We start from the raw sequence: 20,935 nt of genomic DNA on the forward strand, positions 1-20,935 counted from the left end.
ATCTTTGTTGGAAACCCCATATCTAAATATCTAGTCATATAACTAGATATAAAAATCACAAAAAATAAACTCAAAATCAAAATATTGAGCTTATTTATTGCTTATCTAGTAAAAGGCCAAAGTCGAGTAACACGCACTAGTGCGTGTTACACCCATTATATATATCTTTTGGTTTATTTACAAAAATAGCTCAATAAGCCTCATAAAGCCATATTGCCCGTTTGTAAACCCATAATATACGTATATTATCATTATAACATGAGGGTGCGGTTTTCACTACTTCCTCCTCACCACCAGCACCATATCAGCGAGCCCGGGCACGGCCACTTTGTTGTCGTTCACTGCTCCCTTCGATATAATGTTCCCCGTAGTCACATCCATCCACTCCGTGGAGTAGCTCCCAGCGGGCAGGGTGAGCGTAATGTCATAGCTTTTCACAGCCAGCGATTCCCAATACACCACCCACAGGCCGTTGCCATTGCTCATGGCCAGTGTGGTGGCACCGGGCGCTGCCTTCACCACCGAGGCGTCGGGCTTCAGGTTCACCAGGTCGTGGGCTTCCATGAAGTTTTTCAGAATGCCAAATTGCTTTCTCAAGTCAGGACTACCTCCCCCAGGCGATTCGTAGGTGGTGTCTTGTCCGTTTTCCTGGCCTACCGAAAAGGAATAGTCGAGGTGGCTGAACAGTGCACCGCCCGCCATCACAAACTGCCATACCTGACGGCGATAGGTGTCGTCTTCGCCTCCGGCAAAGCCCGTTTCGTTGAAGCCCAGCACCTTGTTGAGGTAATAGTTTTCGCTGGCCGCCCTTGGGTAGGCATAGTGGAAGTTGAAGATGTCGATCTGCGGGTCGGGCTCAGTAATAGGGTAGTAGAAGTTGGAGATATTTTGTGAGGTCAGGTGCTTGTTGGTCAGCTTGCTTTCTTCGTCTTTGATCCAGCTGGCTACCTTCTTTTGCCAGTCGTTGGAAGCCTGGGATACCACTTGAATTTTGTCAGTCCAGGGGCTGTCGCCGTAGTCGTTTCTGGTGAAAATAATCTCTGTGTTATCCGCCCACGGCTCGTTTTGTATTTCAAAGTAAAAGTTGCCGAACCCGTTCAGCTCCCTCACCAGTTTTCGCACATAAGCTTCCTGGTGGGCCAGCAATCCTTTGTTGTTCAGGGTATTCACGTCTTTCGCCTCCAGCTCAGGCGTGCCGTTGATATTGTTGCTGGGGTTGAAAGCAGCGTAGTTCCACCCTCCGCCATAATGAGCCGAAAACAGGCACACTTCCACCATCACTTTGTTGGTGCTGGCCAGGGCCATGAAGTCCTTCAGTCGGGCAAAGTAAGCCGGATCCCACTGGTCGAGGTCAAACTTGTTGCCGCCCAGCGCATAGCCGGGCTGGTTGCTCCGCTTCCATGGCAGGATGGCCCTGCCCTCCGCCGGTGCCATGGTGTTCTTTTTGATGCCGAAGTCGCCCTGCTTCTCCAGGTAGGCGCCTGTAAACAGACGGGTGTGATTGAGGCCGTCTTTGCCAAGTGTGTTGAGGTAGGTTTTGTAATCAAAGTCGAGGTTCATCACCGCCCCGTAGTGTTCACCCGAGCCAATAATGATCAGAGGCTTGCCCTGGTACTGAAAGTAGTGCGGATTTTGGGGATGGAGCTGGAGGACGTTTTGTGCCTGGGCTGAGCATGTGGCTAATAACAGGCCTAGAAAAATGGAGCGTATATGAGCGACTTTCATAAATGATATTTGTTGCAGTTAACACCGTTCGGGGAGAGGTGGTGAATGTTCTTTTGTAAATATAAAGATAGCCAAAGTTAATGCTGCTAACCTATGCGGCTAAAAAGTTGGCGCTGCTTTATGTCACCTCGTCAGGGAGCTATGATTCCCCGATCTGGAGGTTGTTTGTCAGGCAGCAGATAGCAGCTTGAGGTAACCGGGGCAATAAAAAAGGGAAGCAAAGCCCAAAAGCCCGCCTCCCCTGAAACCTAAGAGATTTACCGTGCTAATACGGTATCTTAAACTTCTTTTTATTCTTGGTTGAGTACAAAATCTTGGGTGGTAGCATTAGCCGCCACAATCTCCACTCCATCGGAAGTAGTGGCTGCGAACCCGCCCGCTTCTACCGTTACATCGTAGAGGCCAGCCTGCAAGCCAAGCACCGTATAGGTACCATCTTCGGCGGTTAGAGCGGTGGTGTTAAGGGTGTCGGCAGCATAAATCGACACGGTGGCTCCGCCCACTGCCACTATTTCAGTTTCAGTTTCGCCTTCCACTTCGGTTGTTACAGCGCCCACCAGCCGACCGGCAAAAGATTGGTTGGAGGCCTTGATGACAGGCTTGAAGTTGAACCCGGTGATGCCAGACGGAGAACTGGTGCTGCCTTTGGCTACAAAAGAGCTGGCCACATCGAAGTCAAGCAGTAGTTCGGCAGTTAGGCCTCCCGCTACTTCTATGCCTGGCTTTACAAATATTTTAATTCCAGAGGAAGAGCCGCTGGGTACTTTCAGGTCAAAAGTAGTGCCGTCGCTCAATACTACCGTGGCATCCGCTACGTACACTCTGATGAGGTCATAAGTACCTTCGGGAATTTCGACGTCGGCCAGGTTTTCAGTCACTCCATTCGTAAGATCCAATAGATTGGCTGATACCTCGTCTTCCATGATGGTAATAAATGCGCTTTCTGAGTCTCCGCCTTTTTGTCTGGCCTCAATTTTAGTAACAGTTACGTTTGCTTCGCTCACCAAATCGCTTGGAAAAGGTGCGTCTGTCATTTTTACTACGAGCTGTCCGGTTCCGCTGGAGTCGTTATCATTGTTGCACCCCACAAATCCGGCAACAATAGCCATGGCAATAAATGATGATAAAATGTTCTTCGTTCTCATTAGTTTTGTTTTGTTGTAAAAGAATAACTGGTTTAATTAATTGTTGGTCAGATCGATATTGACTGTAGTTTCTTTTCCTTTCTCGATAAATAGATTCTCAAGAGTTGACGTTTCGTAGTCGGTTAATTCTGCCTGCACCTGATAATCTCCGGGGGCGAGACCGAGGATGGTAAACTCGCCATCTTCACCGCTCAGCGCTGTGGTGTGAAGCGTGTCGGCAGCAAATAAGGTTATCTGCGCTCCTGACAGGAGCAGGCCACCTGTGTCGCTAATGGTGCCTGAAAGAGTACCCGTGGCAAATTGATCGGCCGCCCGAATCACAGGCTTGAAGTTGAACCCATTGATGCCGGCGGGGGTGTTTGGATTGCCTCTCACCACAAAGCTGCTGCTAACGTCAAAATCCAATAAGTAGCTGGCACTTTCGCCCTCCTTTATTTCAATATCAAAGGGTGGTTTCACCTTAATGCCATTCTTGTCGCCTGATGGAATATTGAGATCGAATAGTTGCCCGTCTTTCAGCAGCACACTTCCATCGGTGACATATACGCTAAAAAACGAATATGAGCCCACCGGCAATGCTGTTTCACTTAACCTTGCTGTGATGCCATTACTCAAGTCGAGTAAATTGAAGGTCGTCGGCTCGTTAAATACTGTGACAAATGGTATCGTGTCATTTGCCACACCGGTCTTCACCTCAATTTTAAGAATTGTGACGTTAGCTTCTTCAATCAAATCAATTGGGAAGGGGGCATCAGTTAACAAAAGCTCCAGCTTTCCCGTGGCCAGTGGCAGGCCTGCATTGTAAAAGACTCTATCCCCCTCGTCGCAGGTGTCCTGCGCTGCGTCAAATGCGTTTTGTAGCGCAGTATTGCCTTCAATCACTTGCGCCTCCATGCTCGTAGCTACATGGATAGGAAACTGGATAGATAGAAGGTCGTCGTCATTGAATTCATTAAAAAGATGAAAAAGAGAGGCGTCGTCGGCCACTGTTCGTATGTCGGCAATCTGATTTTGCAGGTCATAGGTGGCCATGGAGATCGGGTACTCAATGTCGACACACTCGATGTCGTCGTCAAGTCCGTTGGCAACGCATAGGGCAGCCAGCACGTCCAACTCTTCCTGACTGGAAACTGCCACCTCCGTGTGATCGGATTTGATCACACGCAAGGGGAAGTCCAATAGAAAACGGTCTGACTGGTAAGGATTTAAATAATATATGTCCTGTAAAACAGCTAAATCAGCCTCTTTGCTAACAGTAAATGCCTTTCCTCTGAAGCTTCCTTTTACCGGTAGCACCAGCGTCAGACAACTGGCATTGTCAATTACATTGTCGTCGGAGCCATCCTTTAGCGACATTTTTTGCAGCAGCTGCCCGAGGGCCGATCCTTTGGTGAAAGCCATTTCTTTGTCGGGCCCCGTAATATCCTCCGAAGGCTCCTGGCAGGAGATCGCCAAAATCACCAGGCTTATTAATAAAAAGGACTGCTTCAAAAATGTAATTTGTCTCTGCATAGGATTTTGCCCCGCTTTCGGTAATAAAACCGGCTGACCTTGAAAACTCCTACCTGTAAACCTAAACTTTGTTAAATTGGGGTTCATATGAGCCATGAGAAGCGAAATGTTTGTGATGAAGGCAGGTTTAAAACACTTTTCAGGGAGCTCTCAAAAGACCTTCATGATTTTCTCTACTATAAGTACGGTACCGGAAACCATCCTGCAGACATTGTGCAGGAAGCTTTCGTGAAATTATGGAATAACTGCAAGAACGTACCACCCGAAAAGGCCAGGGCCTTCCTTTTTACAGTGGCCAACAACCAAATGTTAAATGAGCTGGCAAAAAGAAAGACGGCGTTACGGTATCAGGAGACGGTAGAAGCAAAGCGATACACACTTGAGTCACCTGAGTTTGCGATGGAGGAAGAGCAATACAGGCAGCGACTTCACGCTGCGCTCGAAAGCTTGACCGAGGATCAGCGGGTGACTTTTATGCTGAATCGGGTAGAAGGAAAAAAGCACCAGGAAATTGCCGATATGCTGGGTATCGGTCGCAAGGCAGTTGAGAAGAGGATATACACAGCATACAAAATTATAAGGGAGCAGCTGGGCGATTTTTGATCGTGCAAAAAATGTGTCAGGTAGGAGATTCTTGCATTCATCTGTTTTTATTAAGAAGTAAAAATTATGGACGAAGAAGACTTGGTGAAAAAATGGCTGACCGAAACGCTTTCGGAGTCGGAACGGCTGTCGTTCGAGCAAACCGAAACATATCGAAAGCTACAGCGGATGGACGGTATTCTGCAACAGATGAAAGCTCCCGACTACGACGTTGAAGCTGAAGAGAAAAAGTTGCCTACCGCCTCTCAGCCAGCGGGCGTTATACCGATATGGCGACGAAACGCTTTTTTAAAGATAGCTGCATCTCTGCTGCTGGTGCTTAGCGCCGCACTTGCCATAGGCTACATGTCGATGGGAGATGAGACAATCAAGGTGCTGGCGGCCACGAAAACCAACACTTATCTGCCTGATTCTTCAGAGGTTGCGTTGAACAAAGCGTCAAGCCTTACCTACAGCAAAAGCGGGTGGAACAAAGCCAGAGTAGTTGAACTGAGTGGCGAAGGTTTTTTTAAAGTCTCTCACGGCTCCCGTTTCGATGTGAAGACGTCGTCAGGCACGGTAACTGTTGTGGGTACACAGTTCAATGTGAAGAGCAGAACAGGGTATTTTGAAGTGCAATGCTATGAAGGAACGGTGAAAGTTCGATCAAAAGGCACCGAGCAAATATTAAAAAAAGGCCAGGGATGGCGTTTGATAGGCGGTTTGTCAGTGGCTTTGGAGTTAGGAACCGACGATGGCCCGGGTTGGTTAGGTAACGAAAGCAGATTTGAAAGTGTGCCGTATGGTCAGGTGGTGGAGGAGTTTGAAAGGCAGTATGGCGTTAAAGTAAAACTGGTTCGTGTGGATGTCAATCAAATGTTTACTGGCAGCTTTACGCATGACAACATAAATCTTGCGCTGAAGTCAATCACGCTTCCGCTCAATATAAAGTTTGACCGTGAAGAGAACCTGGTTCGTTTGTCTGGTGATCAATAGAAAAGTAAAATTTTTTCTCCTTCTACCACTCCTTTTTTTAGCGGCACACATTTTTGGCCAGCAAAAAGAAGATGCGCAGTCGTTATTATCAGTTCTCAAAATTCTTGAGGCCAGATATGGAATTGCATTTTCCTATGCAGATAAAAATATTGCCCACCTCTATGTTGATCTTCCGGATGATGACTTAAGCCTGGCTCAATGCCTGACGTACCTGCGACAGGCCACCGATCTGGAATTCGAGCAGTTGGATGATCGATTTGTTGCTATAAGAAAGTTGGAGACTACCGCCAGGGTGCTCTGTGGCTACCTGAAAGACGTAGGAACCAGCGAGCCCGTGATATCGGCCATCGTACGACACCGGTCAGCTTCCGCAGTTACTAATTTGGAAGGGTATTTTGAGTTAGCGCTTGACGAACCGGCATCCACCTTGCGTGTGAGGCACCTGGGCTATCAACCCCTGGAAATAGATCTTGCTGAAAAAGAAATCACAGATTGTCTGACCATCTATCTCACTCCCAAAACAGTCGAGCTTGAAGAGGTTCTTATCTCCAATTACCTTGTTGGCGGAGTGGGTAAAACCGTTTCGGGGGCATTTGAGGTGAAAACCCGGGAATTGCAGGTACTTCCCGGCATGAGCGAGCCAGATGTGCTGTATACTATGCAGGCTTTGCCGGGCATACAAAGTGCCAACGAGTCGGTTTCCGATATTAATATTAGAGGTGGGAGTAACGATCAAAGCCTTATACTTTGGGACGGTATAAAAATGTATCAGTCCAGCCATTTTTATGGCCTCATTACTGCCTTTAATCCCTATTTCGTTGACAAGGTAATCCTGACAAAAAATGGTACTGGCGCTCGTTTGGGAGAAGGAGTTTCAGGCACCATCGAGATCAAACCCGATAACGACGTCGCCGCCGAGTGGAGTGGCGGTGGCGGCATCAATCTGCTAAGTGCAGACGGCTACCTTACTGCGCCACTATCTCCCAGGGCTTCGATAAGTGTGGCCGGGCGCAGGTCAATGGCTGATATTGTCAGAACGCCTACCTACGACAACTATTTTGACCGGGCTTTTCGCAACACCGACGTGGCCAGGGTTTCGGCCGGAGATAGCCTGCTGAATAGCAACGAAGACTTCTATTTTTACGATTTAACGGCAAAAATTAACTACCAGATTTCAGAAGGCGACAAGCTAAGTCTCAGCTTCCTGCAAATTTTTAACGACCTGACCTACACTGAAAGTGCTGAAGTAAATGGGGTAAGGGAGTCAAAGGCAAGTAGTCTTTCTCAGCAAAGCATGGCTTCAGGCATTCGGTATGAAAAGGAGTGGAGTCCGTTAGTAAAATCAACGCTAGGTGTGCCTGTGTCGTGGTACAAGCTCAGGGGCGTTAACAACAACATTCCCAATAACCAACGGCTAGAGCAAGAAAATGAAGTGCTGGATGTCGGTTTCAAAATCGATACCAGACTGCTTATTAATGAAACCACTGATGTAACGGGAGGTGTGCAACTTACAGAGGTAGGCATTGGTAATTTGGAAGTGCTGAATAACCCGGCTTTCAGAAGGTATGTAAAGGAGGTTAACAGAAGCCAGGTGTTGTTTGCTAATGTCAATCACTCTACGCCATCAAACAATACCAACATAAGTGGAGGGCTTCGTGCCAACTACTACTCTACGCTCGACCAATTTGCGCTGGAGCCTCGCCTTTCCATTCATCAGAAGCTGGCCGAAAATGTTGCACTTGAAGTGCTGGCTGAGCAAAAAAGCCAGTTTACTACCCAGGTGATCGATTTGCAAAACGACTTTTTAGGTGTCGAGAAACGAAGGTGGGTTCTTTCCAATGGAGTGGGCATTCCGCTTATTCACAGCAAGCAGGCTTCGGTGGGCTTGCTGTATTCTACCGACAAGTGGTTGATTAGTGCAGAGCCATATTTAAAACTGGTCAAAGGTATAATTACCTCCAGCCAGGGGTTCCAGAACCAGTTCCAGCACCTAAGGTCAAATGGTAGTTATCAGGTGTTTGGTGTTGACGTGCTGGTGAAAAGAGACTTTAAAGAGCTTTCTGCCTGGACGAGTTATGCAGTAGCCAAAAATCGATATGATTTTCCTCAACTGTCGGTAAGCGCCTTTCCCAATAACCTTGATATTTTGCACAACCTGACGATTGGTGCGGGCTATACCAGGGATAGCTTTCAAGCATCCACCAGCCTTAGCTGGCACTCGGGCCGACCTTATACGGCTGCAAATGCCTCCAACCCAATAGTTAATGGGAGTATCAGCTACGACCTCCCCAACGCAGCCAGAGTTAGCCCTTACTTCCGCATTGACTTGTCAGCCAGATATAACTTTAATTTGAGGGCACGTGTGCGAGGTCAGGCTGGGTTTTCTATCTGGAACCTGTCGGCGTATGAAAATGTGTTAGGAACCTATTACCGCATTGCCGCCGGAAACCTGGAAACTATCAACCAGGCTGGATTAAAGCTTACACCCAACATGATGTTCAGGGTGTTTTTCTAAGTGAGGCGAAACCGAACTTGATGATATCGGGGGGGATTGGTAAAAAGCGTTGTCATATCAGGAAAAATATATCTTATCCTGATATGACAACTGGAAGAAGCGTCTATTAAATCACCTTGAGCACTCCCCTCACATAGCCAAAGGACTCAGCAGCACCCGCCAGCGGATCTTTGCCGTCTTTCTCATACTCCAGCGACATATAGCCCGTGTAGCCTACTTTAATCATGGTTCTTAGGAAAGCTGGTATGTCGGTTACCCCACGACCAATCTCAAGTGGTTTTCCATCTTCCTGGGCTTTGTCCTCGTCTTTAAGGTGGATATCGTAAATACGGTCTTTGAATTTTTCAGCCCACACCGACGGATCTTCTCCAATGCGCACCACATGGCCAATATCCATGCAAAGGCCAATACGCTTGTCGAGCCCTTTTACTTTTTCGTAAACGTCCTTGGGGCTGCGATAAAGGTCATCTCCCGGGCCATGGTTGTGAATGGCCAGTTTGATGTCAGTTTCCTTCACTTTTTTCTCCGCCAACGGCAGCAGGTCATAGTTGGGCACACCAATAATCATTTTCATGCCCGCCGCTTTTGCATAAGCAAACGCCTGATTCACTTCTGCTTCGGTTTTCATATAGATAACACCTGCGCCGTACAACTCCAGCCCTGCATCGGCAATTTTCCTGGCAGCAGCTTTGATGTCGGCCTCTGAAGAATCCAGCGGGAGGTGCATGCTTTTTAGGGCGATCTTGGAAATGCCAAGGCGCTTAGTGTATTCTATCGTGGTATCCAGCGAAAACTCACGGAAAGTGTAGCTGGCAAGGCCAAGCTGAAAGGTGTATTTGCTGGCTCTGGCCGGTTTGGCATTGCTCATGTGAGGGGCGAGCATCATTCCGGCTCCTGCCAAGCCTGCAGTACGCAGGAAGTCTTTTCTATTTAGTGTCATCTGATCAAAAGTTTAAGTAGAATTTAAATATAAGGGATAGCGACAGAAAGGGCTACAGGTTTTACAAAATCTATGTTCAGTGGTATCGTAAGGAGCCGAGAAAGTGCTGGGAAATTGTCTGGTAGTTTTGTCATTATATTTTTCAATAAAATGACATTTGGAACTTTTAGGCACTATAATTGCTCTAATTTTTCGTTTAAAAAACTAACGAAAATCAGCATGAAAAGACTTTCTATCGCAACGCTATTTGTTTTGTTTGCCTTTGCAGGCCATGCCCAAATCAACAAAGGAGAATCGTTTATCGACGGATCACTCAGCTCTTTATTAGTCCACCAGGCACATGTGTTTCAAGTAGGTGCGGGCTACTCCTACGCCGTCAAAAATAATCGATTGCTGGGAGTGGGAGTAGGTTACAATGACATCTCTGGAAACGCTACGTCTTTTAATTTTGGACCAAACTTTGCCTGGAATTTTAGCTTGGGTGAAAAGTTATTCTGGGGGGTAGGTGCCTTTAGTACGATCAGCTTTACTGGAGGAAACGATGCTTATGTCAACGATGTTCTTATCGGAGTCAGTTTGCCCTCCCTGGGTTACCGAATACATGATCGGATCATACTGAAGTTACACACGGGAAGCCTATCGTACGGATTTAAAAGTGAGGCCCTGCAATTATCTGGTAGTTTATCAGGTCTTGGGATTGGAGGGCAGCTACGCCTGGGGAAGAAGCCTGAATAGAAGGTCGGCAATGCTACAGAAGCGCCCACGTCAGGCGCTTCTTTTTCTTTTAGACAATTAATTCTTGTTATGCAGGACTTTAATGTGCTGTACTCACGCAAACTTATTTGCCTGCCATTGTTTATCAAAAACTGTAGCCCAGGCTAACTCCTGCCCAGGGAAACATGACCAGCATTGGCGTGTATCCAGCTCTGAAGACCAGCCCCTTCGGCCCCGTGTACCTGTAACCGATCCGAATGCTAGGCATCGCAGTATAATACTGACCTGAGGTTTCTTCAGGTGTGGACTTGAAGCTTGTGTAGGTATGATACGCAGGGTTAATTGAGAAGCCTAGTTCGGCTCTGCTCGCCGACTTTCCAAGAAGCCAGTTGAATTGAACGGGAACCATGTACACCCTTGTTCCTTCAATTGTGACGGGAGCACCAACCCCTATAGACATAGCCAGGGTGTTTCCTTTTTTTAAGAGCTTCAGTCTTTCATAGCTGATAGAAGCCTTCAAAGCTGTCCCTCCTAGCTCAGCATACACAGCGTTTTTACGAAAAACAGGAAGTTCCTGAGCTTGAGATTTCGTCGCCGAAAAAAATACAACTGTGACAAAGAAAAGGGCTGATAATAGCTGAGGTAGTTTCATAGTAGGAGAGTATAAAAAGTGATAGGATTAGATAAATTTAGTTAAAAAAGTTTTTTAAAAGAAAAATCAGTCAAACTATGCCAGTACTTTAGTGGATTTCATTTCTATTTTTTGCACTCCCTTATAGATAAAGAAGGTAGCCGCAGCCATCAGCACGTGACTAAGCGCCAAATGATTGAACCACTGGTGGGGCGACAGCTTGTTCATGAAGACCAGTGCCGCCGCTGCCGCAAAGGCAATACCGATGAGCATGTTTTTACTGGCAGCATTTCTGGTTTTCAGGTAGAGGTAGCCTTCAAACGACAATACCACGAACATCAAGCCATAGCCGGAATGGAACTCAACAAAAAAGAAATTGAGTGTGAATATAGTGAGGGATAGAAACGTGAGTAGCTCAAGGATGTTGATCACCTTCAGTACTTTGACGGCTGACTCCTTGAAAAGCACTCCGGAGTGTTCAATTGCGCCTCTTTCAATCAGCATAATGGCGAACATGCTGATGATCCAGCCGGGCAGCTTCCAGCCAAAGGAAAAGGCATAGAGAAACGCATGCCCAAGCAAGCCGCCGAACGCTGTGGCAATGCCCATCAGGAGAAAGTAGTACTTGAACCAGATGAACACTTTCCCGGTCTTGCCTGATTTTTGAAGCTTGTAGAAGTAAAAAAAACACAGCGCCGACACCAGCAGATCGGTGATTGTAACAAGGGGCTCATCTATTCTTAAGCCGAATAAGTGAATAGTGTTAATCTCTTCCATTATGAGGCGTTACTTGCGCTTCTCACTCATAATCGAAATAGGGCTGAAAGGGTTTCATAAAATAGGTTATTTATCCCAACTGAAACCTTTTTTTCAGCCTGTTGAGTTAGATCAGGGCTTTTGGCGAACAGATTTCCTACTTCAGTTCTTCGTATTTTTCAATATACATCTGATCCAGCTCCTCCGAGTCTTTGTACTTCACCCTTAGCCCGGCCAGCTTTTCTTTCAGGTCTTTCACTACATCGGCATAGGCCGGGTCATCATACACGTTGGTCATTTCCTGGAGATCCTTTTTGCGGTCATAGAGCTCCCATTCGTCTACATCATGGTAAAAATGCACCAGCTTATACTCCTCGGTGACTATGGCATAGTGGCGTTTTACCATGTGCACACCCGGGTATTCGTAGTAGTGGTAGTAAACAGCATCTCGTTTGAAGCTATCATTTTCGCCCTTGAGGAGGGGAATCAGGCTCTCACCCTGCATGTCGGCGGGCACTTCTGCGCCCACGGCCGATAGCAGCGTAGGAGCAAAGTCGAGGTTTTGCACCATTTGGGTGTTGGTGGTACCAGGCTGAACCACACCCGGCCATTTCACCAACAATGGGGTCTTGAACGATTCGTTGTAAATAAATCGCTTGTCGAACCAGCCATGCTCACCCAGGTAGAAGCCCTGGTCGGACGTGTAAACGATGATGGTATTTTCTGCCAGGCCATTTTGCTCCAGGTAGTCGAGCACCTTGCCTACACCCTCATCCACAGAGGCTATGGAACCCAGGTAGTCCTGCATGTAGCGCTGGTAGCGCCATTTCATCTTTTCTTCCTGCGTCATGTTGGGGTAGTTCTTCTTGAACTCCTCGTTCATGGGGCCATAGACGGCGTCCCATTTGGCTCGTTGCTCAGGATTCATTCTACCGACCTCTCTTTTAAAGGCTGCCTTGTCCCAGTTGGCTGTTTCGGGAATGCCAAGCTCATCCATTACTTCAGGATAGATCTTGGAGTCACCGGCCCAGTTCATATGGGTGAGCAGATTCATTTCAGCCTCTTTGGCTGCAGAGCCACGCCCTTCGTAGTTGTCAAACAGGGTGGCTGGCTCTTCAAAGGTCTTTTTGATGTATTCGGTGTAGTGCCTTTCCGCTGGTAACCATTCTCTGTGCGGGGCCTTGTGCAGGTACATGAGCAGGAAGGGCTTCTCAGCATCTCTTTCTTTGTCCAGCCAGTTGAGCGTCATGTCGGTGATGATATCGGTCACATAGCCTTCTACCTTGATATTGCCTTCGTTTTTAGTGATAAAGTCGGGGTTATAGTAAGCACCCTGGCCTGGTAGAATTTTAAACTGATCGAAACCCTTGGGGCTGTTGCCAAAGTGCAGCTTGCCGAACATGGCCGTTTGGTAGCCTTCCTGTTGCAAAAGCTGCGGGAAGGTGACGTTGGTCGTATCAAACGGGAAGTTGTTGTCAATCTTGCCGTTCAGGTGGCTGTGCTTGCCTGTGAGAATAACGGCACGAGATGGTGCACAGATGGAGTTAGTGACACTGGCATTGGTAAACAACATGCCTTGTTTGGCAATCCGGTCGATATTGGGCGTTTCAATCAACTTGTTGGAATAGGCACTAATGGCCTGGTAGGCATGATCATCCGACATGATGAAGACGATATTGGGCCGCTTTTTCTCTGCTTCTTTGGGAGCAGAAGGGCTGCAAGAATAAAGGAAGGCGACGAACAAAAGGCCGAAAGTCAACTGACTGATGAGTTTCATTGGGAGCGGTTTAAGCTTGAGTAAAATCCAATTTACCAATAATGATCAAAAATCTATGGCGAGGATGCGATGACTGGCAATAAGGCGGTTTTAAACTAATACTTCGATGGTTGGATTGAGCTGCTTCAGGGCCTCCAGGAATTCGTTTTCCCTGTCAGGCGAAATGACTACTTCGCCACCTTTGTACTTTATCCGCAGTCTCCTGATTGAATTAGCCGGTGCCGACAGCAAGGTGTAAGTGCGATGAGCCGTCCAGATGTCTTTTATATCGACTTTATCAGCTATAAATGGCCCGATTTTTACAATCAGAACATTGTGTTTAATGGTATAGCCGGTGCCGAAAAATATGGTGAGAATGAAGGCGAGAATGGGAATCCAAATAGCCAACGAGATAAGGATGGAACTGGTGTGCATAGACACGACAGACCGATAGATGTTGGCTGTGCCGAGATAGGCAAGTATCAGTACAGTGAGCCAGACTAGAACGCTTTTGCGGGAGGGGTAGTATCGTTGAGCAGTTGTTTGCATCAGAATTTACTTGTTGTAATATAGGCAATTCCGCCCATTCCGAAATTCTACGAATTCTGATATTTACTATTTTTATATTTACTCTGCTTATTCATTATACCTATGATACGTTTCACCCTAATAGCCCTCCTGCTATTTACTGGTATTGCTTCTTTCGCTCAGCAGTTCACCTATTGCAATCCCATCAATATCGACTACGGCTACACGCCCATTCCCAACTTCAGCGAAATGGGGAGACACCGGGCCACCGCTGACCCCGTTATTACTGTTTTTAAGGGCAAATACTATCTCTTCTCAACAAATCAGTGGGGCTACTGGTGGAGCGACAACATGTACAAGTGGAATTTTGTGCCTCGCAAGTTTCTGAAGCCTTGGCACGATGTGTATGATGAGCTTTGTGCTCCCGCCACACTCGTATTGGGCGATACGCTCTTCGTCATTGGCTCAACTCACACCAAAGAGTTTCCGCTATGGATGAGCACCAACCCTACGGTGGACGACTGGACGGAGGCCGTTGATAAGTTTGATGGTGCCGCCTGGGATCCGGCCTTTCTCGAAGATGATGACGGTCGTGTGTATCTCTACTACGGTTCCAGCAACTTTTACCCTATGTACGGCATTGAAATAGATAGAAAAACATTGCAGCCAGTAGGAGAAAGAGTGGACATGATCCACCTGAATGACAGCATCCATGGCTGGGAGCGCTTTGGTGAGCATGCCGACAATACTTTTCTTGCTCCATTTATGGAAGGGGCCTGGGTAAACAAGCACAATGGCAAATATTATCTGCAATACGGTGCCCCCGGCACGGAGTTTAGTGGTTATGCCGATGGTGTTTATACCAGCGATAAACCGTTAGGGCCATGGACGTACCAGTCGCACAACCCATTTGCTTATAAGCCGGGAGGGTTCGCCAGAGGGGCCGGGCATGGCGCCACCTATCAGGACTTGTCGGGCAATTGGTGGCATGTTTCTACGATAGTTGTTGGTGTGAAGAACAACTTCGAACGCCGCCTTGGTATTTGGCCAGCAGGGTTTGATGACGACGGCATCCTGTATTGCAATACCACTTTCGGCGACTATCCTCACTACCTGCCCGATGGCACGGCCGACCATTTGAAGAGCAGGTTCACCGGGTGGATGCTGCTCAACTACAATAAGCCCGTGCAGGTGTCATCGACTTTGGGAGGTTTTGCTCCTAATCAGGCGGTGGACGAAAGTATCAAAACCTACTGGAGTGCGGCTAATGGCAACAAAGGGGAGTGGTTCCAAACTGACCTGGGCGAGGTGAGCCAGGTGAATGCCATTCAAATCAATTATGCCGATCAGGATGCTGACTTCCTTGGCAAGCCGACCGGTTTCTACCATCAGTACATTATCTACGTTTCCGACGATGGTGAAAAATGGAAGGTGGCGATCAACAAGGCACAAAACAAAACAGATGTGCCTCACGACTACATCGAATTCAGTGAGCCCATTAAGGCTCGCTACCTGAAGATGGAAAACATTCATATGCCTACAGGCAAGTTTGCTCTTAGTGGCTTCCGGGTTTTTGGTAAGCAGAACAAGCCACTTCCAGCACCTGTCAGGCATTTTATCGTGCTCCGTGGCGACAGCGAGCGTCGCAATGCCTGGCTCAAATGGGAGCAGATGCCCGATGCCACTGGTTACAACATTTACACAGGTATTGCACCCGATAAGCTTTACAACAGCGTGATGGTGTACGGTGCCAATGAGTATTATTTCACAGCCATGGACCTGGACAAAAGCTACTATTTCCAGATAGAGCCTTTCAACGAGGCGGGCGTCGGGCCAAGAGGAGAGGTGATCAGGGTTGAGTAATTAGCCAGCATTCAGGGCTTGAAATGTTTCCTTGCGATCAGCACGTTGGGTAATCCAATCGCAACTATCAGAATCGACGACCCGATAATGGCTGAAGTCAGGCTGAAAGGAAACTTGGGGGTATTGGATAGTGGGAGCACTACCTGATTCATTACCAGCCACACACAGAGGCCGTAAGTAACCGCCGGAAGAACAACCCCAGCTCGCAAAATTGACACTCTGCTATAAAGCAAAAAGAAGAGGGTAGCCCATGAGAAGGCTATCAGATAGTGGAACAGCAGGCCGAAAACTGCGATCATTGCTCCACCGGATAGCGCTTCAACACCAAAAACACCACTGGCAACGAATTTGAGCACGGCTGAGGGGCTGGTGGAATTTCGGAGCCAGGCACTGGCGAAAGCGGAGAGGATATCCAGTGTGCCTGTAGCAAAGCCAGCAAAAACAATAGCTTTACTCAATGGCTTGTTTGATGTGCTCATAGCGAATTTGTTTAAGTAGCCGGATGTTCTGGGTTAAATAACAATTATCCCGATATTTACTACTATCGGAAGAAGGGTGGATAGGCAAATGACATCAGTTGAATGCCAGTTTGCGACAATTCCTGTCCTTTCATGGAATTGAAGGGAACCCTTTTCTCTAAAAACAGTTTGATACATCATGCAGAAGGAATTTCTAGATAAATTATATAAAGATCACCAGGAGTGTCCCAGGTGCCCAAGCCCTAAAAGGGTATCACAGTTTTTTGTTGACTTGCTCGAAACGCTGTTTCCTGACTTCTCCATGCGGGCTTTTTCTTCTCAAAGAGAGCTGGAGATACACCTGAAAAAGCTTCAGATTGAACTGGATGAGATGCTCACACTCAACCCTATCAAGGGTGTGGTGGACCTGGAAGATGTGGCAAAGCTTTTCTTCGAAAAACTGCCGGAGGTTCATTCAAAAATCATCGACGACATCAAAGCGCTGTATGAAGGTGACCCGGCTGCAAAGAGTCAGAGTGAGGTAATTCGCACCTACCCAGGCTTTTACGCCATTGCTTCCTACAGGATTGCGCATGAGCTGCACAAGCTTGGAGTGAAGGTGATTCCGAGAATTATTACTGAACATGCCCACGGCAAAACAGGCATCGATATTCACCCGGCCGCCACTATCGGAGAGCATTTCTGCATTGACCACGGCACTGGCGTGGTGATAGGAGAAACCACCATCATTGGTGACCACGTGAAAATATATCAGGGAGTAACATTGGGTGCCCTTAGTGTCGATAAAAAAGATGCGGAAACAAAAAGACATCCGACCATTGAGGACAACGTGGTGATATATGCTGGCGCCACGATTTTAGGTGGCGAAACCGTTATTGGCCATGATAGTGTGATTGGTGGCAATGTATGGCTGACTCGCAGCGTAGCTCCGAACACGAAAGTCTACTACCAGGCCCGCATGTACAACAGTGATACAGAGGAAACTGATCTGCTCATCTTCAAAGAATCTGCTCAATGAAGCTTTTTGATTTAATTGGCAACACGCCATTGGTAGCGTTGGAAAAAATTCCAACCAATAAGAATGTGACCATTTACGCTAAGCTGGAAGGACAAAACCCCGGCGGAAGTGTGAAGGACCGGGCTGCTTACAATATGATCAAAAGTGCTCTGGAGCGTGGCGATATAAAACCAGGCGACAAGTTAGTTGAAGCAACAAGCGGAAACACAGGCATTGCCCTGGCTATGATTGCTCAGGTGATGGGTGTGCACATGACCCTGATCATGCCTGACAACTCTACCAAAGAGCGTGTGCTGTCGATGGAAGCTTACGGAGCCAAAGTGATCTTAACACCAGCCGCCAAAACCATTGAATACTCCAGAGAGCTTGCCGATAAAATGGCTGCTGAGGACGGTTATACCATCCTCAATCAGTTCGCCAACCCCGACAACTGGAGAGGCCACTACAAAACCACGGGCCCCGAGATTTGGAACGATACCAACGGGAAAGTGACCCACTTTGTATCTGCCATGGGCACTACAGGCACCATCATGGGCGTAAGCCGTTACCTCAAAGAAAAGAACAAGAATATCCAGATTGTCGGCACTCAACCGACAGACGGCTCCAGCATACCCGGTATACGCCGTTGGTCACCCGAGTTTCTGCCCAAGATATTTGAGCCCGAAAGAGTCGATAGGGTGGTGGACGTAAGCCAGGAACAGGCCACAGAAATGACCCGCCGCATGGCCAGAGAAGAAGGCATCATGGCGGGCATGAGCAGTGGGGGCGCTTTGTACGCTGCCTTGCAAATTGCTTCCGAGCTGGAGTCAGGTGTGATCGTGTGCATTACCTGCGATAGGGGTGATCGGTATTTGAGCTCCGATTTGTTTGGGTGAAAGCAATCAAAACTTCACTACTACCTCATTTGGTGGGTTTGAGGCTATTAATTTCATTTCTGAGAATAACGGCCTCTTTGGACGCCTTGGCAGTCTTTTCCAAACGATTCTTCAGGTTTTCGATCTGTCCCTGAAGCTTCTTCGATACTTTTTCTATATCTACACTATTCTTCATTTTGATGCCTTATAAAGGATGCGCCAGCAACACCTCTCTGGATTCCAACAGCGGCACGATTTTCCCGAGCACTATTTCTTTAAAGTAGTCTGCATCCCGGTGAGCCTGTAGGGCCGCCTCGTCTTTGTAACCCTCGTATAGGGCGATCGTGTGGTCATCGTCTTTGCCCTGATGCAAAGTGTAAAACAGGTTGCCTGCTTCGGCTCTTGTCTTTGGAACCATTTCTTGTAGGTGTTTGATCACAGTGCCAACCTGGCCTTGTTTTACTTTCCAGGTAACGATGAGGTAGATAGGTGGTTGGTTCATAGTTATTTGTGTTGTTAGGTTATAAGTTATTTGTCCTACTCAATATCGCAAGGGCCTTAACTATAGCAAGGGTATCCCTCTCAATATCGCAAGGGTCTCCCTTATGATAGTTATTCAATTGGCGTCCGCCACTACAAACATCGCTAACCATAAATTCCGTTAGTAGCGTCTGATGTGTTTTCTTTGCCGTCCACTCTTACGTACCGGCACTTCCTACTATTTTCCTTTTAAATTGCAACGGCCTCCCTTGTGATGTCTACCTGATTGGCGTCCGCCACTTCCGGGATGGCCAACCATTCATTCGTATTTCCTATTTCTCTCCAAGCGCCTCAAACTTAAATTTCTCAGTCGCTGCTGGCTCATGCTCCCGCTTCATGATGGCCTCAATCTGCGCTACCACCTCGGGGTTTTCTGCCGCCACGTTATTTTGTTCCTGTGGATCACTTTTTAAATTGTACAACTCCACTTCGAGGTTCCCTTCAAACATCCCTTTTCTGACACCTTTCCAGTCGCCCATTTGTACGGCTTGCTGCCCGGTGTATTCCAGCAGCTCCCAGTAGAGGAACTCATGCTTTGGCTGATCGCTCTTGCCAAGCAGGGTAGGCAAAAAGCTGATACCATCAGTTTTAGAAGGAATGGCTATGCCAACCAGATCACAAAGGGTCGGCATTACGTCGTAAAAAGCTGAGGCAAGGTCGGTGGTAGTGCCAGGCTTGATCTTGCCTTCCCAGCTAGCGATCATGGGCACACGTATGCCACCTTCGTAAACAAACCCTTTGTTTCTACCATAGCCATTGGTGTAAGGGCCGGTGCTGTTGAAATACTCGAAGTCAACGCCGGCAGTATAGCTAGGACCATTGTCGCTGGTGAAGATGATCAGCGTGTTTTCGTAAACCCCCAGTTCTTTCAGTGTTGCCACTAGTTCGCCCACCTGGTCGTCCAGATAGCTGATCATGCCCGCATAGGCGGCTCTTGGGTAGCGGTGAGGAAAATAACCGAGGTTGCCCAGGTAGGGCTGCTCTTCTCCAAAAATAGCATGGTACTTTTCCACGTACTCTTTCGGTACCTGCAAAGGCAGATGAGGAAGAGGAGAGGCATAATACATAAAGAAAGGATTGTCTTTATTTTCACGCAAAAAGCCCAGCGCCTTCTCATGCATGACACCAGGAGCGTAGTCAGTCTGGTAAAACTTGTCAAAGCTCGACTCAGCCAGCGTATCAGAACCCGTCGCCAGTTTTTCTCCGGGAGCCATGAAAGCATTGTCGAGGTAGATGCGGCTTTCATTTTCCCAGATATGTGTAGGATAAAGGTTGTGTGCCTGACGCTGGCAATTGTAGCCGCAGAAGTAATCGAAGCCCTGCGTGTTAGGTGTGCTTTCGGAGGCAGGTGCCCCCAGCCCCCATTTTCCAATAAGGGCCGTTTTGTAGCCCGCTTGCTGCATCACTTCACTCATGGTGAGGGTGCTGTCGGGTATCGGACGCTGCCCTTCCAGAGTTGAATCAGCCAGCATGGCTGCGAAGTCCCACACGGCGCCCCGCTCCTGCCATTCGTCATTACCTCTAATGAAGGAATGCCCCATGTGCAAGCCGGTGAGCAGTGCATACCTCGATGGCGCACAAACCGGAGCTCCGGAATAATGACGGGTAAACTTCATGCCATTCTTCGCCAGTGCGTCAATATTTGGCGTCTGAATTAGTTTTTGCCCATAGGCACCCACATCGCCATAGCCAAGGTCATCAGCCAGTATGTAAATAATATTGGGTTTCTTCTCTTCCGGAGTGGTAGAACAAGATAGCAGCACTGCGCAGAGAAAGAGCAGAATAATGGAAAACCGCATGATAGATGGTTTGGTGTTAAGTAGCCAATATAGCCATTTTATGTTTTTCTCTTTAAAGTAACTGGCAGCGAAAAAATCCCCCGGAATGGGGAGCATTTCGAGTGCCGATGGTTTTATATTTACCCTTATGATCAAATGCTTCTATTTCAGTCTTTTAGTGGCTGCTTTTGCTTGCGACGCCAGGCCAACTCCACAGGTGGAATCTACGGTGAAAGCCCTGGCGACGGCGCTGAAAGACAATTACATCTACGAGGACAAGGCAGTGCAAATGAGTGACCACCTGCTCAAAAGCCTCGGGGAAGGAAAATTTGATGGAGAAATGACTGACGAACAGCTGGCCAATCTATTGCACGAGGAGGTGAGGTCGGTAGTTGACGACAAGCATTTACGAATCTGGCTGAGCAGCCGGGGAAGAAGCACTTCTAATCGAAGGGAAGTGGCTAGTTACCCTAATGACCTGAGTTCGATTAATAAAACGTTGAAATATTGGGGAGGAAAAATAGATAAAACCAGTGCGCTTGTTTATATTTAAGTATCTGACATTCAAAGATATACAAGCAAAGCACATGGTTCTATCTGACA

General features: G+C 47.6%; 20 protein-coding genes. 8 read left to right on the forward strand and 12 right to left on the reverse strand.

From position 1 onward, the window contains the following. Positions 1 to 276 precede the first annotated feature (276 nt). The 3 genes from GC130_RS25175 to GC130_RS25185 form a co-directional block, all read right to left on the reverse strand. Entirely contained in the window at positions 277 to 1,725 is a 1,449-nt protein-coding gene (locus tag GC130_RS25175; RefSeq protein WP_152001145.1) for a hypothetical protein, read from the reverse strand. A gap of 290 nt (positions 1,726 to 2,015) precedes the next feature. After that, entirely contained in the window at positions 2,016 to 2,870 is an 855-nt protein-coding gene (locus GC130_RS25180) for a DUF4382 domain-containing protein (protein ID WP_152001146.1), read from the reverse strand. Between the two features lie 36 nt (positions 2,871 to 2,906). Next, complete coding sequence (locus GC130_RS25185; protein WP_193218004.1) at positions 2,907 to 4,382, reverse strand: DUF4382 domain-containing protein; 1,476 nt, start codon at positions 4,380 to 4,382, stop codon at positions 2,907 to 2,909. A gap of 87 nt (positions 4,383 to 4,469) precedes the next feature. Here GC130_RS25185 and GC130_RS25190 point away from each other — a divergent pair, with 87 nt between their 5' ends. From GC130_RS25190 to GC130_RS25200, 3 genes are all read left to right on the forward strand, one after another. Next, positions 4,470 to 4,985: an RNA polymerase sigma factor gene (locus GC130_RS25190; RefSeq protein WP_152001148.1), complete on the forward strand. Its 516-nt coding sequence runs from the start codon at positions 4,470 to 4,472 to the stop codon at positions 4,983 to 4,985. A 66-nt stretch (positions 4,986 to 5,051) separates the two neighbouring features. Next, complete coding sequence (locus GC130_RS25195; RefSeq protein WP_152001149.1) at positions 5,052 to 5,960, forward strand: FecR family protein; 909 nt, start codon at positions 5,052 to 5,054, stop codon at positions 5,958 to 5,960. Further along, entirely contained in the window at positions 5,923 to 8,475 is a 2,553-nt protein-coding gene (locus GC130_RS25200) for a carboxypeptidase-like regulatory domain-containing protein (RefSeq protein ID WP_193218005.1), read from the forward strand. The genes GC130_RS25195 and GC130_RS25200 overlap by 38 nt, the downstream gene beginning before the upstream one ends. A 106-nt stretch (positions 8,476 to 8,581) precedes the next feature. Here the strand turns inward: GC130_RS25200 and GC130_RS25205 are convergent, their stop codons facing one another. Beyond that, a complete protein-coding gene (locus tag GC130_RS25205; RefSeq protein WP_152001151.1) occupies positions 8,582 to 9,415 on the reverse strand; it encodes a sugar phosphate isomerase/epimerase in 834 nt (277 codons plus the stop codon). A 219-nt stretch (positions 9,416 to 9,634) separates the two neighbouring features. Between GC130_RS25205 and GC130_RS25210 the strand changes: the two genes are divergently transcribed. Next, positions 9,635 to 10,150, forward strand: a complete 516-nt coding sequence (locus tag GC130_RS25210; RefSeq protein WP_152001152.1) for a hypothetical protein — start codon at positions 9,635 to 9,637, stop codon at positions 10,148 to 10,150. Positions 10,151 to 10,274: 124 nt separating this feature from the next. Here the strand turns inward: GC130_RS25210 and GC130_RS25215 are convergent, their stop codons facing one another. From GC130_RS25215 to GC130_RS25230, 4 genes are all read right to left on the reverse strand, one after another. Beyond that, positions 10,275 to 10,781 (reverse strand): hypothetical protein, encoded by a 507-nt coding sequence (locus tag GC130_RS25215; RefSeq protein WP_152001153.1) that lies wholly within the window; start codon positions 10,779 to 10,781, stop codon positions 10,275 to 10,277. A 75-nt stretch (positions 10,782 to 10,856) separates the two neighbouring features. Continuing rightward, complete coding sequence (locus GC130_RS25220) at positions 10,857 to 11,537, reverse strand: hypothetical protein (protein ID WP_152001154.1); 681 nt, start codon at positions 11,535 to 11,537, stop codon at positions 10,857 to 10,859. A 136-nt stretch (positions 11,538 to 11,673) separates the two neighbouring features. Continuing rightward, complete coding sequence (locus GC130_RS25225; RefSeq protein WP_152001155.1) at positions 11,674 to 13,293, reverse strand: sulfatase; 1,620 nt, start codon at positions 13,291 to 13,293, stop codon at positions 11,674 to 11,676. A gap of 90 nt (positions 13,294 to 13,383) precedes the next feature. Next, positions 13,384 to 13,821 (reverse strand): PH domain-containing protein, encoded by a 438-nt coding sequence (locus tag GC130_RS25230; RefSeq protein ID WP_152001156.1) that lies wholly within the window; start codon positions 13,819 to 13,821, stop codon positions 13,384 to 13,386. A gap of 102 nt (positions 13,822 to 13,923) precedes the next feature. Here GC130_RS25230 and GC130_RS25235 point away from each other — a divergent pair, with 102 nt between their 5' ends. Further along, positions 13,924 to 15,663 carry a family 43 glycosylhydrolase gene (locus GC130_RS25235; RefSeq protein WP_152001157.1) on the forward strand — a complete coding sequence of 580 codons (1,740 nt, stop codon included), beginning with the start codon at positions 13,924 to 13,926 and terminating at the stop codon, positions 15,661 to 15,663. An 11-nt stretch (positions 15,664 to 15,674) separates the two neighbouring features. Here GC130_RS25235 and GC130_RS25240 read toward each other — a convergent pair whose 3' ends face one another. After that, positions 15,675 to 16,142, reverse strand: a complete 468-nt coding sequence (locus GC130_RS25240; protein ID WP_152001158.1) for a hypothetical protein — start codon at positions 16,140 to 16,142, stop codon at positions 15,675 to 15,677. Positions 16,143 to 16,320: 178 nt separating this feature from the next. On the opposite strand from GC130_RS25240, the gene GC130_RS25245 reads away from it, so the two are divergent. Together GC130_RS25245 and cysM are read left to right on the forward strand one after the other, a co-directional pair. Next, the gene (locus tag GC130_RS25245; protein WP_152001159.1) at positions 16,321 to 17,160 is read left to right on the forward strand and encodes a serine O-acetyltransferase; all 840 of its coding nucleotides are present in this window, start codon (positions 16,321 to 16,323) and stop codon (positions 17,158 to 17,160) included. Further along, the gene (gene cysM, locus GC130_RS25250) at positions 17,157 to 18,035 is read left to right on the forward strand and encodes a cysteine synthase CysM (protein ID WP_152001160.1); all 879 of its coding nucleotides are present in this window, start codon (positions 17,157 to 17,159) and stop codon (positions 18,033 to 18,035) included. Before GC130_RS25245 ends, cysM begins: the two co-directional genes overlap by 4 nt. A gap of 25 nt (positions 18,036 to 18,060) precedes the next feature. Here cysM and GC130_RS28735 read toward each other — a convergent pair whose 3' ends face one another. From GC130_RS28735 to GC130_RS25260, 3 genes are all read right to left on the reverse strand, one after another. Then, positions 18,061 to 18,210, reverse strand: a complete 150-nt coding sequence (locus tag GC130_RS28735; protein ID WP_193218006.1) for a hypothetical protein — start codon at positions 18,208 to 18,210, stop codon at positions 18,061 to 18,063. A 9-nt stretch (positions 18,211 to 18,219) separates the two neighbouring features. Further along, entirely contained in the window at positions 18,220 to 18,516 is a 297-nt protein-coding gene (locus GC130_RS25255) for a putative quinol monooxygenase (protein ID WP_152001161.1), read from the reverse strand. 310 nt (positions 18,517 to 18,826) lie between these two features. Then, positions 18,827 to 20,353, reverse strand: a complete 1,527-nt coding sequence (locus GC130_RS25260) for an arylsulfatase (RefSeq protein ID WP_152001162.1) — start codon at positions 20,351 to 20,353, stop codon at positions 18,827 to 18,829. An 85-nt stretch (positions 20,354 to 20,438) separates the two neighbouring features. Here GC130_RS25260 and GC130_RS25265 point away from each other — a divergent pair, with 85 nt between their 5' ends. Further along, positions 20,439 to 20,885, forward strand: coding sequence for a hypothetical protein (locus GC130_RS25265; protein ID WP_152001163.1), 447 nt, complete (start codon positions 20,439 to 20,441; stop codon positions 20,883 to 20,885). Positions 20,886 to 20,935 lie beyond the last annotated feature (50 nt).

This window comes from Imperialibacter sp. EC-SDR9 (assembly GCF_902498805.1).
Lineage (GTDB): Bacteria > Bacteroidota > Bacteroidia > Cytophagales > Cyclobacteriaceae > Imperialibacter.

What these genes read in the sequence shown, in the direction of transcription:
- GC130_RS25240 (WP_152001158.1), bottom strand. Translation starts at nt 16,142, where the DNA reads ATGAGCACATCAAACAAGCCATTGAGTAAAGCTATTGTTTTTGCTGGC.
- GC130_RS25255 (WP_152001161.1), bottom strand. Translation starts at nt 18,516, where the DNA reads ATGAACCAACCACCTATCTACCTCATCGTTACCTGGAAAGTAAAACAA.
- GC130_RS25235 (WP_152001157.1), top strand. Translation starts at nt 13,924, where the DNA reads ATGATACGTTTCACCCTAATAGCCCTCCTGCTATTTACTGGTATTGCT.
- GC130_RS25265 (WP_152001163.1), top strand. Translation starts at nt 20,439, where the DNA reads ATGGGGAGCATTTCGAGTGCCGATGGTTTTATATTTACCCTTATGATC.
- GC130_RS25245 (WP_152001159.1), top strand. Translation starts at nt 16,321, where the DNA reads ATGCAGAAGGAATTTCTAGATAAATTATATAAAGATCACCAGGAGTGT.
- GC130_RS25180 (WP_152001146.1), bottom strand. Translation starts at nt 2,870, where the DNA reads ATGAGAACGAAGAACATTTTATCATCATTTATTGCCATGGCTATTGTT.
- GC130_RS25205 (WP_152001151.1), bottom strand. Translation starts at nt 9,415, where the DNA reads ATGACACTAAATAGAAAAGACTTCCTGCGTACTGCAGGCTTGGCAGGA.
- GC130_RS25195 (WP_152001149.1), top strand. Translation starts at nt 5,052, where the DNA reads ATGGACGAAGAAGACTTGGTGAAAAAATGGCTGACCGAAACGCTTTCG.
- GC130_RS25220 (WP_152001154.1), bottom strand. Translation starts at nt 11,537, where the DNA reads ATGGAAGAGATTAACACTATTCACTTATTCGGCTTAAGAATAGATGAG.
- GC130_RS25210 (WP_152001152.1), top strand. Translation starts at nt 9,635, where the DNA reads ATGAAAAGACTTTCTATCGCAACGCTATTTGTTTTGTTTGCCTTTGCA.
- GC130_RS25225 (WP_152001155.1), bottom strand. Translation starts at nt 13,293, where the DNA reads ATGAAACTCATCAGTCAGTTGACTTTCGGCCTTTTGTTCGTCGCCTTC.
- GC130_RS25215 (WP_152001153.1), bottom strand. Translation starts at nt 10,781, where the DNA reads ATGAAACTACCTCAGCTATTATCAGCCCTTTTCTTTGTCACAGTTGTA.
- GC130_RS28735 (WP_193218006.1), bottom strand. Translation starts at nt 18,210, where the DNA reads ATGAAGAATAGTGTAGATATAGAAAAAGTATCGAAGAAGCTTCAGGGA.
- cysM (WP_152001160.1), top strand. Translation starts at nt 17,157, where the DNA reads ATGAAGCTTTTTGATTTAATTGGCAACACGCCATTGGTAGCGTTGGAA.
- GC130_RS25190 (WP_152001148.1), top strand. Translation starts at nt 4,470, where the DNA reads ATGAGCCATGAGAAGCGAAATGTTTGTGATGAAGGCAGGTTTAAAACA.
- GC130_RS25230 (WP_152001156.1), bottom strand. Translation starts at nt 13,821, where the DNA reads ATGCAAACAACTGCTCAACGATACTACCCCTCCCGCAAAAGCGTTCTA.
- GC130_RS25260 (WP_152001162.1), bottom strand. Translation starts at nt 20,353, where the DNA reads ATGCGGTTTTCCATTATTCTGCTCTTTCTCTGCGCAGTGCTGCTATCT.
- GC130_RS25175 (WP_152001145.1), bottom strand. Translation starts at nt 1,725, where the DNA reads ATGAAAGTCGCTCATATACGCTCCATTTTTCTAGGCCTGTTATTAGCC.
- GC130_RS25185 (WP_193218004.1), bottom strand. Translation starts at nt 4,382, where the DNA reads ATGCAGAGACAAATTACATTTTTGAAGCAGTCCTTTTTATTAATAAGC.